Here is an 18,673-nt window from a genome sequence, read left to right on the forward strand (position 1 = left end):
AAACCTGTGGCACCGCTTTACCTGTGGGAGCGGGCTTGCTCGCGAAGAGGCCGGCACATTCAACATCTGTGCTGGCTGATACATCGCTTTCGCGAGCAAGCCCGCTCCCACAAAAAAGCAGTTCCACACAAAGCGGTTTCACAGCAAATTCCAATAACAATCCACAGAGGTTGAACCATGGCTGTTAACAGCGAACGTGCAGGCAGCAAACCGTTGATCGAGAAACGCTCGATCGACTACATCCCGGAAGCGGAAAGACACGGTCGTCTGTTTAGCCAGTTCACCCTGTGGATGGGTGCCAACCTGCAAATCACCGCGATTGTCACCGGGGCCTTGGCCGTGGTGCTGGGCGGTGACGTGTTCTGGTCGTTGATCGGACTGTTGATCGGGCAACTGCTCGGCGGTGGCGTCATGGCGCTGCATGCCGCGCAAGGTCCAAAGCTTGGCCTGCCGCAGATGATCTCCAGCCGTGTGCAGTTCGGCGTTTATGGCGCGGCCATCCCGATCGTGCTGGTCTGTCTGATGTACCTCGGTTTCACTGCAACGGGCACCGTGCTTTCCGGCCAGGCGCTGGGCCAATTGTTTGGCGTCAGTGACACCGTCGGCATCCTCCTTTTCGCCAGTGTCATCGTGCTGGTCACGGTGCTCGGTTATCGGGTGATCCATTGGATCGGCCGTGTTGCCAGTGTCATTGGCGTGATTGCCTTTGTTTATCTGTTCAGCCGTCTGATGAGCCAGGTTGACGTTGGCGCACTGTTGCAAATCCGCCACTTCAGCTGGAGCAGTTTCTTGCTCGCGGTGTCGCTCGCGGCATCCTGGCAGATCGCCTTCGGCCCTTATGTGGCTGACTATTCTCGCTACCTGCCGAGCAAGATTTCCGCGGTGAAAACTTTTTTTGCCGCAGGCGCAGGTTCGGTCATTGGTGCGCAGGTGGCAATGGTCCTCGGCGTGTTCGCTGCCGCTTCGGCCAACGGGCAATACGCCGGCCACGAAGTGGCGTACATCGTTGGTCTGGGTGGTACCGGTGCCACCGCCGCGCTGCTGTACTTCAGCATCGCGTTCGGCAAGGTCACCATCTCCACGCTGAACTCCTATGGCAGCTTCATGTGCATTGCGACCATCATCAGCGGTTTCCGTGGTGACCTGAAGGTAACGCGCTTGCAGCGTCTGGTCTTCGTGCTGGTCATCGTCGGTGCTGCGACCCTGATGGCGTTGCTCGGACAGCACTCGTTCCTCGGCGCGTTCAAGTCTTTCATCCTGTTCCTGCTGGCGTTCTTTACCCCTTGGAGCGCGATCAACCTGGTGGACTACTACTGCATCACTCGCGAGCGCTATGACGTACCGGCTCTGGCCGATCCGAATGGTCGCTACGGTCGTTGGAACCTTCTCGGTATCAGCGTCTATGTGTTCGGTGTGCTGGTGCAACTGCCGTTCATTTCCACCAAGTTCTATACCGGTCCGCTGGTGGCGGCCCTGGGTGATGTGGATATTTCCTGGGTCATCGGTCTGGTGCTTCCCGCTGCCCTGTATTACGTATGCGCAAAAAAATGGCACGGCACAGTGCCTGATCGTTTGATCCTGCCGGTCGAGCAGGGCGCGATCACCGAACAAAAGCTGAATGTGGGTCGCGCTGCGGCGCAGGCCTGATTGGACGTGGACAGGGCTGGATGCCTCTTGACTGCCGTAAGCCAATTCATGATTAGGAGCGTCACTACAATGAAATCGAACAAGACCCTGCTGACCACATTGCTTTCCATGGGCCTGCTGGCCAGCGCTGGCGCCACTCAGGCGGCGGGTTGGTGCGAGTCGGGCAAACCGGTGAAATTTGCCGGCCTGAACTGGGAAAGCGCCATGCTCCTGACCGACGTGCTGCAAGTCGTGCTGGAGAAAGGCTACGACTGCAAGACCGACAGCCTGCCGGGCAACTCCATCACCATGGAAAACGCTCTGAGCAGCAACGACATCCAGGTGTTTGCCGAAGAGTGGGTCGGCCGCAGCGAAGTCTGGAACAAGGCTGAGAAGGCCGGCAAAGTCGTCGGTGTCGGCGCGCCAGTGGTGGGTGCCGTCGAAGGCTGGTACGTACCGCGCTACGTGATCGAAGGCGATGCCAAGCGCAAGCTGGAAGCCAAGGCGCCAGACCTGAAAAACATTGCTGACCTGGGCAAGTACTCGGCGATTTTCAAGGACGCCGAAGAGCCCTCCAAGGGCCGTTTCTACAACTGCCCGGCTGGCTGGACCTGTGAGCTGGACAACAGCGAAATGCTGAAAAGCTACGGTCTGGAAAGCACCTACACCAACTTCCGCCCAGGCACCGGCCCGGCGCTGGATGCCGCCGTACTGTCGAGCTACAAGCGTGGCGAGCCGATCCTGTTCTACTACTGGTCGCCAACCCCGCTGATGGGCCAGGTCGACGTGGTGAAACTCGAAGAGAAGCCGGGCGTGGACAAGACCGTGACCATCAAGGTCGGCCTGTCCAAGACCTTCCACGACGAAGCCCCGGAACTGGTGGCCGTGCTGGAAAAGGTCAACCTGCCGATCGACCTGCTGAACCAGAACCTGGGACGCATGACCAAAGAGCGGATCGAGTCGCCAAAACTGGCCAAGATCTTCTTGAAGGAACATCCTGAAGTCTGGCACGCATGGGTGAGCGACGACGCAGCCAAGAAAATCGACGCGGCCTTGTAGGTTGGGCCTCTCCGACTGCCGGTAGCGGCAGTCGGATGCTTGATCGCAACCCCTTGATTGAGAGTCTCTTATGTTTCCCGAAAGCTTTACCTTTTCCATCGCCGACTGGGTCAACAGTTGGGTCGATTCGCTGGTTACCAACTACGGCGACGTGTTCCGGCACATCTCCGACACCCTGTTGTGGGCCATCGTCAATCTTGAAGGGCTGCTGCGCGCAGCGCCCTGGTGGCTGATGCTGGCGATCGTGGCGGGCGTGGCCTGGCACGCGACCCGTAAAGTCGTGACCACGTCGGTGATCGTCGGCCTGTTGTTCCTGGTGGGTGCGGTCGGCCTCTGGGACAAGCTGATGCAGACCCTGGCGCTGATGATGGTGGCGACGATCATCTCGGTGCTGATCGGCATTCCGCTGGGCATTCTCTCGGCACGCAGCAATCGCCTGCGTTCGGTGCTGATGCCTTTGCTGGACATCATGCAGACCATGCCGAGCTTCGTGTACCTGATCCCGGTGCTGATGCTGTTTGGCCTGGGCAAGGTCCCGGCGATTTTCGCCACGGTGATCTACGCCGCACCACCGCTGATCCGCCTGACCGATCTGGGCATTCGCCAGGTCGACGGTGAAGTGATGGAAGCGATCAACGCCTTCGGTGCCAACCGCTGGCAGCAACTGTTCGGCGTGCAACTGCCGCTGGCCCTGCCGAGCATCATGGCCGGGATCAACCAGACCACCATGATGGCCCTGTCGATGGTGGTGATCGCCTCGATGATCGGTGCCCGTGGTTTGGGTGAAGACGTGCTGGTGGGGATTCAGACCCTCAACGTCGGACGTGGTCTTGAAGCCGGTCTGGCGATCGTGATTCTGGCTGTGGTGATCGACCGCATTACACAGGCGTATGGTCGCGCACGGCATGAGGTGAGCAAATGAACAACGCAACCGTGAGCAAGATCGAAGTCAAGAACGTCTTCAAGATTTTCGGCAACCGCGCCAAGGATGCGCTGGCCATGGTCGGCCAGGGCAAGACCAAGGACCAGGTACTGGCCGAAACCGGCTGCGTGGTCGGCGTGAACGACCTGTCGCTGAGCATCGGTAGCGGCGAGATCTTCGTGATCATGGGCCTGTCCGGCTCCGGCAAGTCGACCCTGGTGCGCCACTTCAACCGCCTGATCGACCCGACCAGTGGCGCGATCCTGGTGGACGGCGTGGACATCCTGCAATACGACATGGAAGCCCTGCGCGAATTTCGTCGGCGCAAGATCAGCATGGTGTTCCAGAGCTTCGGCCTGTTGCCGCACAAGACTGTGGTGGAGAACGTCGCCTACGGCCTGAAAATCCGTGGCGAAAGCAAAGCCATGTGCGCCGAGCGTGCTCTGCACTGGATCAACACCGTGGGCCTCAAGGGCTACGAAAACAAATACCCGCATCAGCTCTCCGGCGGCATGCGTCAGCGTGTGGGCCTGGCCCGCGCCTTGGCGGCGGACACCGACATCATCCTGATGGACGAAGCGTTCAGCGCCCTCGACCCGCTGATCCGCGCGGAGATGCAGGATCAGTTGCTGGAACTGCAAAAGACCCTGCACAAGACCATCGTCTTCATCACCCACGACCTCGACGAGGCCGTGCGCATAGGCAACCGCATCGCGATTCTCAAGGACGGCCGCCTGATCCAGGTCGGCACGCCGAGAGAGATCCTGCATTCGCCGGCGGATGAGTATGTCGACCGCTTTGTGCAGCGTCGGGCGGCGGTGGTTTAAAGAGATTTGCAGTGTTTGAGCTGACCTCTTCGCGAGCAAGTCGATTCGTCGCACCGCCGCTCCCACAGTTGATCGCATTCCAATGTGGGAGCGGGCTTGCTCGCGAAGGCGGCGGTAGAGCTGCATCAATATTCAGGTTGTACGCACGAGGTTAATGATGTCCCAGGCTGAAAAAATCGTTATCACCGAGGCGCAGGTCACTTGGCGGGATGTGGTCGCCGTGGCGCGTCATGGCGCACAGCTTGAGCTGTCGGCGCCGATCTGGGCACGTATCGAAAATGCCCAGGCCATCGTCCAGCGCATCGTCACCAGCGGCGAACGTGCCTACGGCATCAACACGGGCCTGGGCGCGCTGTGCAACGTCTCGCTGCAGGACGAACAACTCAGCCAGTTGTCGCGCAATACCTTGCTTAGCCACGCCTGTGGCGTTGGTGCGGTATTGAGCGACGAGCAGACCCGCTCGATCATGTGCGCGGCCATCGTCAACTACAGCCACGGTAAATCCGGCCTGCACCGTCAGGTCGTCGAAGCACTGCTGGCACTGCTCAACCGTGGTATCACCCCGCAAGTGCCGTCCCAGGGTTCCGTGGGCTACCTGACCCACATGGCGCACATCGGCATCGCGCTGCTGGGTGTTGGCAATGTCAGCTATCGCGGTCAGGTGGTTTCCGCGCAGCAGGCCCTCGCCGAAGAAGGCCTGCAACCGGTTCGCCTCGGTGCCAAGGACGGTTTGTGCCTGGTCAACGGTACGCCCTGCATGACCGGCCTGAGCTGCCTGGCGATTGCCGATGCCACGCGCCTGCTGGAATGGGCCGACGTGATCGGTGCAATGAGCTTCGAAGCCCAACGCGGTCAGATTGACGCGTTCGACGCCGAGATCATTGCACTCAAGCCGCACCCGGGCATGCAACAGGTCGGGATCAATCTGCGGGCCTTGCTCGACGGCAGCGAAGTGATCGCCCAGAGCAAAGGCATTCGCACGCAGGATGCCCTGAGCATTCGTTCGATCCCGCAGGTGCACGGCGCCGCTCGCGACCAATTGGTGCACGCGACCAAGCAAATCGAAACCGAACTCAACGGTGCCACCGACAACCCGCTGGTGCTGGGCACCGCGGACAATTACCGCGTGGTGTCCCAGGCCAACCCTCATGGCCAGTCCGTGGCAATGGCGGCGGACCTGCTGGCGATTGCCATGGCGGAAATTGGCTCCATCGCCGAGCGTCGCCTGGACCGTTTGATCAACCCGCACGTCAGCGGTCTGCCAGCCTTCCTGGTGGCCAACCCGGGAGTAAACTCGGGGATGATGATCGTGCAATACGTAGCCGCTTCGCTGTGCGCGGAGAACCGTCAACTGGCGCAACCGGCGGTGCTCGACAACTACGTCACTTCGGGCCTGCAGGAAGATCACCTGAGCCTGGGCACTAACGCCGCGCTGAAGCTGCACCGCGCACTGGAAAATTGCACGCAGATCCTCGCCATCGAGTACCTGCTGGCGGCCCAGGCGTTCGAATTCCTCAAGGAGCAACGTTTTGGCGCCGGCACCGATGCCGCATGGCGTCTGCTGCGCGAGCGCGTTCCGGCTTACGACCAGGATCGCTGGCTGGCACCGGACATCGCCGCTGCTGCGAGCGTTTTGAAAGACCCGGCCTTGCTGCAGAAAGCTTTGCCGAATTTGAACTGATTTCCACACAACACCAACGTGCCAAGGCGCGGCTCCCCAAAAGGCAGACGCGACGGACAACGGACAACTCCGGAGCGTCTGGTGAGTTAATGACAACTCTCAAAAGGAGCACAAAATGACTGCGCTAAACCTGATCCCCGGCCAACTGAGCCTCACCCAACTGCGTGACGTCTATCAGCAGCCGGTGAAACTGACCCTCGACCACAGCGCCGCGGCCCAGATCGAGGCCAGCGTGGCCTGCGTGGAACAGATCCTCGCCGAGAACCGCACCGCCTACGGGATCAACACCGGTTTCGGCCTGCTGGCCTCGACCCGCATCGCCAGCGAAGACCTGGAAAACCTGCAGCGCTCGCTGGTGCTGTCCCACGCCGCCGGCGTCGGCCAGCCGATCAGCGACGAGCTGGTGCGCCTGATCATGGTGCTCAAGGTCAACAGCCTGAGCCGTGGTTTCTCCGGCATCCGTCGCGTGGTGATCGACGCGCTGATCGCCCTGATCAATGCCGAGGTGTACCCGCACATTCCATTGAAAGGCTCGGTCGGTGCGTCCGGTGACCTGGCGCCGTTGGCGCACATGTCGCTGGTGCTGCTGGGCGAAGGCAAGGCGCGCTACAAGGGCGAGTGGATGGAAGCGACCGAAGCGCTGAAAGTCGCCGGCCTGACCCCGCTGACCCTGGCCGCGAAAGAAGGCCTGGCCCTGCTCAACGGCACCCAGGTGTCCACCGCGTTCGCCCTGCGCGGCCTGTTCGAAGGTGAAGACCTGTTCGCCGGTGCCCTGGCCCTCGGCGGCCTGACCGTTGAAGCGGTGCTGGGTTCGCGTTCGCCGTTCGACGCGCGCATCCACGCCGCCCGTGGCCAGAAAGGCCAGATCGACGCCGCCGCCGCTTACCGCGATCTGCTGGGCGAGCGCAGCGAAGTCTCCGACTCCCACGAAAACTGCGAAAAGGTCCAGGATCCGTACTCCCTGCGCTGCCAGCCGCAAGTCATGGGCGCCTGCCTGACCCAGTTCCGCCAGGCCGCCGAAGTGCTGGCCATCGAAGCCAACGCCGTCTCGGACAACCCGCTGGTGTTCGCCGCCGAAGGCGACGTGATCTCCGGCGGCAACTTCCACGCCGAGCCGGTGGCCATGGCCGCCGACAACATGGCCCTGGCCATCGCCGAAATCGGTTCCCTGAGCGAGCGTCGCATCTCGCTGATGATGGACAAGCACATGTCGCAATTGCCGCCGTTCCTGGTGGCCAACGGCGGCGTGAACTCCGGCTTCATGATCGCCCAGGTCACCGCGGCGGCCCTGGCCAGCGAGAACAAGGCGCTGTCCCATCCGCATTCGGTGGACAGCCTGCCGACCTCGGCCAACCAGGAAGACCACGTCTCGATGGCCCCGGCGGCCGGCAAGCGCCTGTGGGAAATGGCCGAGAACACCCGCGGGATTCTCGCCGTGGAATGGCTGGCGGCGGCTCAGGGCCTGGACCTGCGCAACGGCCTGAAGACCTCGCCAAAACTGGAACAGGCCCGCGCCATCCTGCGCAACGAAGTGCCCTTCTATGAGAAGGACCGCTTCTTTGCACCGGACATCAATGCGGCGACTGAGTTGTTGGCTTCGCGCTGCCTGACCGAGCTGGTTCCAACCAAGTTGCTGCCGAGCCTGTAAGGCCCCCTCCTGTAGGAGCGAGCCTGCTCGCGAAAAACGCCTGGGCAACGCGGGCATTCAGGCAGGGCGCGTTATCGTTGAGGACCATCGCGAGCGGGCTCGCTCCTACAGTGGATTGTGTAAACCCTGTGGGAGCGGGCTTGCTCGCGAATCGATTTAGAAATTTGTGGAGACTAAGGGATGAAAATCCTCTGGCAACACTGCCACGTCGCAACCATGGCGCAAGGCGTCTATTCGATTATCGAAGACGCGGCCATCGTGACGTCCGGTGCGCTCATTGAGTGGATCGGGCCGCGCGCTGACCTGCCGGCGGGCGAGTACCCGGCGGTCAACGATTTGAACGGAGCCTGGGTCACGCCGGGCCTGATCGACTGCCACACCCATACGGTGTTCGGCGGTAACCGCAGCGGCGAATTCGAGCAGCGCCTGCAAGGCGTCAGTTATGCGGAAATCGCCGCCAGCGGTGGCGGCATCGCCAGCACCGTGCGTGCCACCCGTGCGGCCAGCGAAGACGAACTGTTCGCCAGCGCCGCCAAGCGCCTGAAAAGCCTGATGCGCGATGGCGTCACCAGCATCGAAATCAAGTCCGGCTACGGCCTCGACCTGGCCAACGAACGCAAGATGCTTCGCGTCGCCCGACGTCTCGGTGCCGAACTGCCAATCAGCGTGCGCAGCACCTGCCTGGCCGCTCACGCCTTGCCGCCGGAATACAAGGATCGCGCCGACGACTACATCGATCACATCTGCGCTGACATGCTCCCGGCCCTGGCCGCCGAAGGGCTGGTCGACGCTGTGGATGCGTTCTGCGAATACCTGGCGTTTTCCCCGGCGCAGGTCGAACGCGTATTCATCACCGCTCAGAAACTGGGCTTGCCTGTGAAGCTGCACGCCGAGCAGTTGTCGTCGCTGCACGGTTCGAGCCTGGCAGCGCGTTACCACGCACTGTCCGCCGATCATCTGGAATTCATGACCGAAGACGACGCCATCGCCATGGCCGAATCTGGCACCGTCGCGGTATTGCTGCCGGGAGCGTTCTACTTCCTGCGCGAAACCCAATTGCCGCCAATGGAAGCCCTGCGCAAGCACGGCGTGAAAATCGCCATCGCCAGTGATCTCAATCCGGGTACCTCGCCGGCGCTGTCATTGCGCCTGATGTTGAACATGGCCTGCACCTGTTTCCGCATGACTCCGGAAGAAGCCTTGGCCGGTGCAACGATTTACGCCGCTACCGCGCTGGGCATGGCCGACACCCACGGCTCGCTGGAAGTCGGCAAGGTCGCGGATTTCGTGGCCTGGCAAATCGAACGTCCGGCCGACCTGTCGTACTGGCTGGGCGGCGACCTGGAAAAACGCGTCGTGCGTCACGGCGTCGAGACAAGTCTGTAGGAGAGCAACTGTGGATAAGGTTCTGAACTTCAAACAAGGCCGCGTACCGTTGCTGATCAGCATGCCCCACGCCGGTGTGCGCCTGACTCCGGCGGTCGAGGCCGGGTTGATACCTGACGCGAAAAGCCTGCCGGACACCGACTGGCACATCCCGCAGCTTTATGACTTCGCCGCTGAACTGGGCGCCAGCACCCTGGCCGCCGAATACTCGCGATTCGTCATTGACCTGAACCGTCCATCCGACGACAAGCCGCTGTACGTGGGCGCGACCACCGGCTTGTACCCGGCCACGCTGTTCGACGGCGTGCCATTGTTCCGCGAAGGCCTGGAACCTTCGAAAGAAGAGCGTGCGACCTATCTGGAACAGATCTGGACGCCGTACCACAGCACCTTGCAGCAGGAACTGGCGCGATTGAAGGCCGAGTTCGGCTATGCGCTGCTGTTCGATGCGCACTCGATCCGCTCGCTGATTCCGCACCTGTTCGACGGCAAACTGCCGGACTTCAACCTCGGCACCTTCAACGGCGCCAGTTGCGATCCTCAATTGGCGACGCAACTCGAAGCGATCTGCGCGCGTCATGACAATTACACCCACGTGCTGAACGGACGCTTCAAGGGCGGCCACATCACCCGCCATTACGGCAACCCGGCCGAGAACATCCACGCCGTGCAGCTGGAACTTGGTCAGTGCACCTATATGGAAGAGTTCGAGCCGTTCCGTTATCGGGCGGATCTGGCGCAGCCGACGCGGGTGGTATTGAAGGAACTGCTGCAAGGCTTGCTGGCCTGGGGCGAAAAACACTACAACGCATAACCCCTGTAGGAGCGAGCTTGCTCGCGAAAAACGTCAGGTCAACGTGTGCATTCAGACAGCCCGCGTCATCGTTGTCCTCCATCGCGAGCAGGCTCGCTCCTACAAGTCGCCACCGTGCAAAACACGGTCGCCTCAGTTCGCTTTTGCCGCTCGTCTGCTGCGTAATGTTTCGGCCACGGTGCACATAGACACCGGCCCGACAATAATCCGCTGCCGCACGAGATCATCCCGATGAAAAGACTGTTCACCCGCTGTCTCTCAATCTTCTGCGGCACCGCTCTGTTGAGCACCGGCGCCATGGCCGCGGACGACGCCTCCTGCAAAGCCGTGCGCATGGGCGTGGTCAACTGGACCGACGTGATCGCCACCAGTGGCATGGCCGATGTGCTGCTCAACGGTCTCGGCTACGAAAGCAAGCAAACCAGCGCCGTGCAGCAAATCATCTTCGCCGGCATCCGCGACAAGCGCCTGGACATCTTCCTGGGTTACTGGAAACCGGCGATGGATAAGAATATCGCCCCGTTCGTGGCTGCCAATCAGGTGAAGGTCATGGATAAACCGAGCCTGGCCGATGCCCAGGCCACCCTCGCGGTCCCGGACTATGTGGCGGCGGCCGGGCTGAAAACCTTCGCGGACATCGCCCGCTTCAAGGATCAGCTCGGCGGCAAGATCTACGGCATCGAGCCAGGCAGCGGCGCCAACACCACCATCAAGACCATGATCGAGACCAATCACTTCGGCCTGAAGGACTTCAAACTGATCGAGTCCGGCGAAGCCGGGATGCTGGCGGCCGTGCAGCGGGCGGTGAATCGCAAGGAGTTCGTGGTGTTTGTCGGCTGGACCCCGCACCCGATGAACATCAACATGAACATCACCTACCTGACCGGTAGTGAAGATGTCTACGGTCCGAATGAAGGCGCCGCAACCGTCTCCAGCGTGACCGCCCCGGATTACGCCGAACGCTGCCCGAACGTCAATCGGCTGCTGGAAAACCTGACATTCACCGCAGCCCAGGAAAGCCAGTTGATGGTGCCGATCATGGAGCGCCAGACGGCTCAGGATGTCGCGAAAAAATGGCTGCGTGAGCATCCCGAGGACTTGCAGCGTTGGCTGGCGGGTGTCAGCAGTTTCGATGGCAAGGATGGCGTGGCGACGGTTCAGGCCAGTCTGAAAAACTGACACCAAAACCCTGTAGGAGCGAGCTTGCTCGCGATGAACCCGAGAACGCCGCGGGGTATCAGGTTCACAGCGTTATCGTTGACGATCATCGCGAGCGAGCTCGCTCCTACAGGGGCCATATATTCCCCTGAACGGGCACCAGGCTCATGGCTCCTTACCCGCTTTCCGAGCAGATGACGGCTTTCGTCGAGAAAACCGTCAGTTTCAACAGCACCGACAGCAGCCCCGACGGTCTGCGCCAGGCCTACAGCGAGATGTGCCGGGCGTTTACCCCGGCGCGCCCGGTCGGGTTATATGTGGTCGATTTCGAGTTGGCCGGGGTTGCTGTTCGTTCCTATCAACCACCGGCCAGTGGCGCGTCGTGCATCGTTTATCTGCATGGCGGCGGCTGGGTGGTGGGGGACCTTGATTCCCACGATTTCATCTGCGCCGAATTGGCATCGACACTCGGTGTACTGGTGATCGCCGTCGATTACCGCCGGGCACCGGAGCATCCGTTTCCCGCCGCGTTCGATGATTGCCTGAAGGTCTGGCGAGCACTGCGCACCGGGCCGTTTCAACTCGACCCGGAGCGCATGCTGGTGGCCGGCGACAGTGCGGGCGGCAATCTTGCGGCGGCGCTGTGCCTGGCACTGCGCGATGCCGGTGAGCCGGTGCCGTGCGCGCAGGTGCTGATCTATCCGGGGTTGGGCGGCGATCACCGGCTGCCATCGCGCAGTGAGTGCATCGACGCGCCGCTGCTCAGCAGCAGTGACGTCGAGTGCTATCACGCGCTTTACCTGCGTGGCACCCGTCATCCGAACGCCTACGCCATGCCACTGCTCGCCACGGATTTCAGCGGACTGCCACCGGCATGGATCGCCGTGGCGCAATTCGATCCGTTGCGTGATGACGGTGTGCTGTATGCCGAGCGACTGAATGCCGCGGGCGTGGCTGCCACCCTTTATCTCGGCGAGGGCTTGGTTCATGGCTGTTTACGGGCTCGTGGGCAGGCGGTCGAGGTCGATGCACTGTACGAAACCCTGTTCGGATATCTGTCGGCAAAACTCTGACTCCGCACGGGCATGCTCATTGACGTAATTCGGGTTTATGATGCCGGACGGCAGAATAATAGAAGTCCCCCCAGGGATGACCTCGACCCCTTACGGAGTGCGCAATGCAGACTTTGTACCCGCAGATCAAACCCCACGCCCGGCACGATCTGGCTGTCGACGAAACTCACACGCTGTATGTCGACGAGAGCGGTTCACCGGAAGGATTGCCGGTGGTGTTCATCCACGGCGGCCCCGGTGCCGGATGTGATGCCCAGAGTCGGTGCTACTTCGATCCCAACCTTTATCGCATTGTCACTTTCGATCAGCGCGGTTGCGGTCGCTCCACGCCCCACGCCAGCCTGGAAAACAACACGACCTGGGATCTGGTCGCCGACCTCGAGCGGATCCGCCAGCACCTGGGTATCGACAAGTGGGTGCTGTTTGGCGGCTCCTGGGGTTCGACCCTGGCCCTGGCCTACGCGCAAACCCATCCTGAGCGTGTACACGGCCTGATCCTGCGCGGGATCTTTCTCTGCCGTCCGCAGGAAATCGAGTGGTTCTACCAGGCCGGCGCCAGCCGCCTGTTCCCTGATTACTGGCAGGACTACATCGCACCGATCCCGCTGGATGAGCGTGACGACTTGCTTGCCGCGTTCCACAAGCGACTGGTCGGCAACGACCAGATTGCCCAGATGCACGCGGCCAAGGCGTGGTCCACCTGGGAGGGCCGCACCGCGACCCTGCGTCCGAACCCGATGGTGGTCGATCGGTTCTCCGAGCCACAACGTGCATTGTCGATTGCCCGCATCGAATGCCACTACTTCAGCAACAACGCCTTCCTTGAGCCGAACCAGTTGATCCGCAACATGGGCAAGATCGCCCATTTGCCCGGCGTGATCATCCATGGTCGCTATGACGTGATCTGCCCGCTGGATAACGCCTGGGAGCTGCATCAAGCCTGGCCGAACAGTGAACTGCAGGTCATCCGCGATGCCGGTCATGCCGCTTCCGAGCCGGGAATCACCGACGCGCTGGTACGTGCGGCCAATCAGATGGCCCGTCGTCTGCTGGACCTGGCGCCTGAAGAAGCATGAAGGCTCTGCTGCAACGGGTGCGTGGCGCGCGAGTCGAGGTCGCGGGCGAGATCGTCGGTGCCGTCGATCAGGGATTGCTGGTGCTGGTGGCCGTCGAGCCCGACGACACGCGGGCCAGCGCCGACAAACTTCTCAATAAGCTGCTTAACTATCGGGTGTTCAGTGACGCTGAGGGCAAGATGAATCTGTCCCTGGCGGATGTGGGCGGCGGGCTGCTGCTGGTCTCTCAGTTCACCCTGGCTGCCGATACCAAAAACGGGTTGCGTCCGAGTTTTTCGACCGCGGCCCCTCCGGCGCTGGGCGAGGAATTATTCGACTATCTATTAAGCAAAGCGAAACAGGTGCATGGCACTGTGGCATCAGGTAGATTCGGCGCGGATATGCAGGTGCATCTGGTCAATGATGGCCCGGTAACCTTCCTGTTACAGACCTGAAAGCGTTTGAAACAAGTTTTTAAGCTCATTTCGACTGAAAACAGGGTTTTTTCGCGATAAATACTTTGTTACCCCTGATGCGTTGTAACGCGGCCTACTAGATAATCGCGCGCTACGGGGATCAGCGTTCGTTGGTCCATTTTGACTTAGGTAGAGAGTTGTCCGGATCCGATTGGGGAATCATTTCGCCCCAGCGGAGTCGGAACAATGCTCGCCAACTTGGCAAGAGTGGTTTGCAAGGGCGGTTGTTTCATACCGCAGACCGTGCAGACCCTTTAACTGGCCGTTGGTTTTTTGATCTGTTTTCGGCGAGGGTTGCTCGTGATTGTTAGTCCCTGTAACGCACCAAAATTGTCTGCCAAACGGTTGCGCAGCGCCCTGGTAGCGGGCTCTGCACTGCTCTGCCTGCTCAGCGCCGGCCAGCTTTGGGCATTCAGTCTGGATGATGTATCGGCCAAGGCAAAAGAGCTGGCCGCGCAGAAATACGAAGCGCCGCGCAGTAACCTGCCGAACGAGTTCCGCGACATGAAATTCGCGGACTATCAGAAAATTCGTTTTCTGACGGAAAAAGCCGAATGGGCTGATCAGAAGACGCCGTTCAAGCTGTCTTTCTATCACCAGGGCATGCATTTCGATACTCCGGTGAAAATCAACGAAATCACCGCGAACACCGTCGAAGAGATCAAATACGACCCGAGTCGTTTCGACTTTGGCGATATGAAGTTCGATCCCAAGGCCACTGAACAACTGGGTTATGCCGGTTTCCGTGTGCTGTACCCGATCAACAAGGCCGACAAGCAAGACGAAATCATGACCATGCTCGGCGCGAGCTATTTCCGCGTCGTCGGCAAGGGGCACGTCTATGGTTTGTCCGCTCGCGGCATGGCCATCGATACCGCCTTGCCGTCCGGCGAAGAATTCCCGCGTTTCCGCGAATTCTGGGTTCAGCAGCCCAAGCCAGGCGACAAGCACCTGGTGATTTTCGCCCTGCTGGATTCTCCTCGTGCCACCGGTGCCTATCGCCTGATCCTGCGTCCGGGCAGCGACACCATCGTCGACGTCAAGGCGCAGATGTTCCTGCGTGACAAGGTCGGCAAACTGGGTATCGCCCCGTTGACCAGCATGTACCTGTTCGGCGCCAACCAGCCGTCGAAAGTGCTGAACTACCGTCGCGAACTGCACGACTCCAGCGGTCTGGCGATCCATGCCGGCAACGGCGAGTGGATCTGGCGGCCGCTGAACAACCCGAAACACCTGGCGGTGAGCAACTTCAGCGTGGAAAACCCGCGCGGCTTTGGTCTGCTGCAACGCGGCCGCGACTTCAGCCACTATGAAGACCTCGACGATCGCTACGACAAGCGCCCAAGTGCCTGGATCGAACCGAAAGGCGAGTGGGGCAAGGGCACCGTTGATCTGGTCGAGATTCCAACCGCCGACGAAACCAACGACAACATCGTTGCCTTCTGGAACCCGGAAAAATTGCCGGAACCTGGCCAGCCGCTCGATGTCGCTTATCGTATGCACTGGACAATGGACGAATCGGCCATTCACGCGCCGGACAGCGCCTGGGTCAAACAGACCCTGCGTTCCACCGGTGACGTCAAGCAGTCCAACCTGATTCGTCAACCGGACGGCAGCGTTGCCTATCTGGTGGATTTCGAAGGCCCGTCCCTGGCGGCATTGCCGGCCGATGCGGAAGTTCGCAGCCAGGTCAGCGTCGGCGACAACGCCGAGCTGGTGGAAAACAGCGTGCGCTTCAACCCTGAAACCAATGGCTGGCGCCTGACCCTGCGGATGAAGATCAAGGATCCGGGCAAGGCCACTGAAATGCGTGCCGCATTGGTGCAGAACATTGTGCCGGCGGACCTGGCCAAGACTTCGATCCCGTCGTCGAACTCGTCGGTTGCCAAGGCCGACAAGGTTGCCGCCAAGCAACAGGAGAAAGCGGACAAGGAAGCCAAGCAAGCGGAGGCCAAGCAGGCTGAAGCGAAGCCTGTTGCAGATGCCAAGGAAAAGGCCAATAAAGACGCCAAGCAGCCTGCCGCTGCCGACGCGGCCCCAGCCACACCGGAATCGGCTCCGACTGAAGAAGTCCTGACCGAGACCTGGAGCTATCAGTTGCCTGCCGATGAGTAACTCTCAAGTACAGCCAGAAACTCTCTCCGAGTATCTGGCGCATCTGCCGATGACCGACGAGCAGCGCGCGGAACTCGCGGGTTGCCAGTCTTTCAGCGAATTGCATGAACGCCTGTCGTCATCGACGTTCGACGCCCCAACCGAAGCCGCACAGGCTTCGGTCGGCAAACGCCTGACCCTGAGCACTGCCGAAGAGCTGCAGGACGCAGAAATGCTGGCGCTCGACGCCAGCGGCCGGGTCTGCCTCAAGGCGACTCCGCCGATCCGGCGGACCAAGGTCGTGCCGGAGCCGTGGCGCACCAACATTCTGGTGCGTGGCTGGCGCCGCCTGACCGGCCGCACCAACCCGCCGAAGCCGCCGAAGGACGAACGTGTCCTGCCGGCCGCCCGCTGGCGCACCGTCGGTTCGATCCGTCGCTACATTCTGTTGCTGCTGATGCTCGGCCAGACCATCGTCGCCGGCTGGTACATGAAAGGCATCATGCCGTACCAGGGCTGGTCGTTCGTCGACCTCAACGAAGTGCTGCACCAACCGCTGCTGCAAACCGCCACGCAAGTGCTGCCGTATGCCTTGCAGACCAGCATCCTGATCCTGTTCGGGATTCTGTTCTGCTGGGTATCGGCCGGTTTCTGGACCGCGCTGATGGGCTTCCTGGAATTGCTCACCGGTCACGACAAGTACCGTATTTCCGGTGCCAGCGCCGGCGATGAACCGATTCCTAAGGATGCGCGCACCGCTCTGGTGATGCCGATCTGCAACGAAGATGTGCCACGGGTATTCGCCGGTCTGCGGGCGACCTTCGAGTCGGTTGCGGCCACGGGTGACCTGGACCGCTTCGACTTTTTCGTCCTCAGTGACAGTAACGACGCCGATATCTGTGTCGCCGAGCAACAGGCCTGGCTGGATGTCTGCCGCGAAGCCGGGGGCTTCGGCAAGATCTTCTATCGCCGCCGTCGCCGTCGCGTAAAACGTAAAAGCGGCAACCTCGACGACTTCTGCCGTCGTTGGGGCGGTGACTACAAGTACATGGTCGTACTCGATGCCGACTCCGTGATGAGCGGCGAGTGCCTGACCAGTCTGGTACGCCTGATGGAAGCCACGCCGGACGCCGGGATCATCCAGACCGCGCCACGGGCGTCGGGCATGGACACCCTGTATGCGCGCATGCAGCAGTTCGCCACGCGTGTGTATGGCCCGCTGTTCACCGCCGGCCTGCACTTCTGGCAACTGGGCGAGTCGCACTACTGGGGGCACAACGCGATCATCCGCATGAAGCCGTTTATCGATCACTGCGCCCTGGCGCCGTTGCCCGGTAAAGGCGCGTTCTCCGGCGCGATCCTGTCCCACGACTTCGTTGAAGCCGCGTTGATGCGCCGTGCCGGTTGGGGCGTGTGGATTGCCTACGACTTGCCGGGCAGCTATGAAGAATTGCCGCCAAACCTGCTCGACGAGCTCAAGCGTGACCGTCGCTGGTGCCACGGTAACCTGATGAACTTCCGCCTGTTCCTGGTCAAGGGCATGCACCCGGTGCACCGTGCGGTGTTCCTGACCGGCGTGATGTCCTACCTGTCGGCGCCGTTGTGGTTCTTCTTCCTGGTGTTGTCGACGGCGCTGCTGGCGGTCAACACGTTGATGGAGCCGCAGTACTTCCTCGAACCGCGCCAGCTCTATCCGCTGTGGCCGCAATGGCACCCGGACAAGGCGATCGCGCTGTTCTCGACCACGATCGTGCTGCTGTTCCTGCCGAAACTGTTGAGCATCATCCTGATCTGGGCCAAGGGCGCGAAAGAGTTCGGCGGCAAGTTCAAGGTGACCCTGTCGATGCTGCTGGAGATGCTGTTCTCCATGCTGCTCGCGCCGGTGCGGATGATTTTCCACACCCGTTTCGTCCTCGCCGCGTTCCTCGGCTGGGCCGCGACCTGGAACTCGCCGCAACGTGACGACGACTCCACGCCGTGGAGCGAAGCGGTCAAGCGCCACGGTCCGCAAACCCTGCTGGGCTTCTTCTGGGCCCTGCTGGTGATCTGGCTGAACCCGAGCTTCCTGTGGTGGCTGGTGCCGATTGTCGGTTCGTTGATGCTGTCGATCCCGGTGTCGGTGATTTCCAGCCGTGTCGGCCTGGGCCTGAAGTCCCGTGACGAGAGCCTGTTCCTGATCCCCGAGGAATACAATCCGCCGCAGGCCTTGCTGTCCACCGATCAGTACACCCACGAAAACCGCTGGCACGCGCTGAATGACGGCTTCGTCCGTTCGGTGGTCGACCCGCAGCAGAACGCCCTGGCGTGTTCGCTGGCGACCTCGCGTCACCGCGAGGCCGAGCCGATTGAATGGCTGCGGATCGAACGGGTGCGGCACGCGATGAAAGTCGGTCCTGAAGGGCTGACCAACAACGAGCGTGTACAACTGCTCAGTGACCCGGTGGCCCTGGCCCGCCTGCATGAGCAGGTCTGGAGCGAAGGCCACGCCGAGTGGCTGGGCGCGTGGCGCAAGTCGGTCAAGGCCGACCCCCACGCACCGCTGTTGCCGCTAAAGCCGTTGAGTGTCCAGGCGCAACTGGCCTGAAAAAACTGTAGGAGCAAGCTCGCTCGCGATGGACTCAAGAACGCCGCGCTAAGTCAGTAAAAACGCGTAATCGTTAACGACCATCGCGAGCGAGCTCGCTCCTACACAAGCCCCGCTACCCGGCGGGGCTTTTTTTTGCCTGATCGTTCCCAAACCCTTGTGCAAACGGGCGAGTAGTTTAGGATCCGTCCCCGAATTGGTGTGCCCGGATAATTTTTGTCCGTATTGGTGCGTTTCCTCCCGGGGAGCCGCCATTTTTGCGCGCCTCAC

Annotated in this window: 14 protein-coding genes; all 14 read left to right on the top strand. The window is 61.2% G+C overall.

What is annotated here, in order from left to right; genetic code table 11:
* Positions 1-177: 177 nt before the first annotated feature.
* The 14 genes from AC06G5_RS01635 (at position 178) to mdoH (ending at position 18,403) form a co-directional block, all read left to right on the top strand.
* Positions 178-1,647: a purine-cytosine permease family protein gene (locus tag AC06G5_RS01635; protein ID WP_413423369.1), complete on the top strand. Its 1,470-nt coding sequence runs from the start codon at positions 178-180 to the stop codon at positions 1,645-1,647.
* 69 nt (positions 1,648-1,716) lie between these two features.
* A complete protein-coding gene (locus AC06G5_RS01640; protein WP_111286787.1) occupies positions 1,717-2,685 on the top strand; it encodes an ABC transporter substrate-binding protein in 969 nt (322 codons plus the stop codon).
* Positions 2,686-2,755: 70 nt separating this feature from the next.
* Positions 2,756-3,607: an ABC transporter permease gene (locus AC06G5_RS01645; RefSeq protein ID WP_480458910.1), complete on the top strand. Its 852-nt coding sequence runs from the start codon at positions 2,756-2,758 to the stop codon at positions 3,605-3,607.
* Complete coding sequence (locus AC06G5_RS01650; RefSeq protein WP_008018926.1) at positions 3,604-4,434, top strand: quaternary amine ABC transporter ATP-binding protein; 831 nt, start codon at positions 3,604-3,606, stop codon at positions 4,432-4,434. The genes AC06G5_RS01645 and AC06G5_RS01650 overlap by 4 nt, the downstream gene beginning before the upstream one ends.
* A 157-nt stretch (positions 4,435-4,591) precedes the next feature.
* Complete coding sequence (gene hutH / locus AC06G5_RS01655) at positions 4,592-6,115, top strand: histidine ammonia-lyase (RefSeq protein WP_413423366.1); 1,524 nt, start codon at positions 4,592-4,594, stop codon at positions 6,113-6,115.
* Between the two features lie 115 nt (positions 6,116-6,230).
* On the top strand, positions 6,231-7,763 hold the full coding sequence (hutH, locus tag AC06G5_RS01660) for a histidine ammonia-lyase (RefSeq protein ID WP_413703715.1): 1,533 nt from the start codon (positions 6,231-6,233) through the stop codon (positions 7,761-7,763).
* 180 nt (positions 7,764-7,943) lie between these two features.
* On the top strand, positions 7,944-9,149 hold the full coding sequence (gene hutI / locus AC06G5_RS01665) for an imidazolonepropionase (protein WP_480458911.1): 1,206 nt from the start codon (positions 7,944-7,946) through the stop codon (positions 9,147-9,149).
* A 10-nt stretch (positions 9,150-9,159) separates the two neighbouring features.
* Positions 9,160-9,963, top strand: coding sequence for an N-formylglutamate deformylase (gene hutG, locus AC06G5_RS01670; RefSeq protein ID WP_413428250.1), 804 nt, complete (start codon positions 9,160-9,162; stop codon positions 9,961-9,963).
* A 231-nt stretch (positions 9,964-10,194) separates the two neighbouring features.
* Positions 10,195-11,142, top strand: coding sequence for a choline ABC transporter substrate-binding protein (locus AC06G5_RS01675; RefSeq protein ID WP_413428249.1), 948 nt, complete (start codon positions 10,195-10,197; stop codon positions 11,140-11,142).
* A 146-nt stretch (positions 11,143-11,288) separates the two neighbouring features.
* The gene (locus tag AC06G5_RS01680) at positions 11,289-12,194 is read left to right on the top strand and encodes an alpha/beta hydrolase (protein ID WP_413428248.1); all 906 of its coding nucleotides are present in this window, start codon (positions 11,289-11,291) and stop codon (positions 12,192-12,194) included.
* Positions 12,195-12,298: 104 nt separating this feature from the next.
* Positions 12,299-13,270, top strand: a complete 972-nt coding sequence (gene pip, locus AC06G5_RS01685) for a prolyl aminopeptidase (RefSeq protein WP_413428247.1) — start codon at positions 12,299-12,301, stop codon at positions 13,268-13,270.
* Entirely contained in the window at positions 13,267-13,704 is a 438-nt protein-coding gene (gene dtd / locus AC06G5_RS01690; RefSeq protein ID WP_413428246.1) for a D-aminoacyl-tRNA deacylase, read from the top strand. The genes pip and dtd overlap by 4 nt, the downstream gene beginning before the upstream one ends.
* A gap of 321 nt (positions 13,705-14,025) precedes the next feature.
* Entirely contained in the window at positions 14,026-15,840 is a 1,815-nt protein-coding gene (locus AC06G5_RS01695; protein WP_413428245.1) for a glucan biosynthesis protein G, read from the top strand.
* Positions 15,833-18,403, top strand: a complete 2,571-nt coding sequence (gene mdoH, locus AC06G5_RS01700; RefSeq protein WP_413428244.1) for a glucans biosynthesis glucosyltransferase MdoH — start codon at positions 15,833-15,835, stop codon at positions 18,401-18,403. Before AC06G5_RS01695 ends, mdoH begins: the two co-directional genes overlap by 8 nt.
* Positions 18,404-18,673: the final 270 nt, after the last annotated feature.

It is taken from the genome of Pseudomonas sp. WT-JTC, assembly GCF_056711565.1.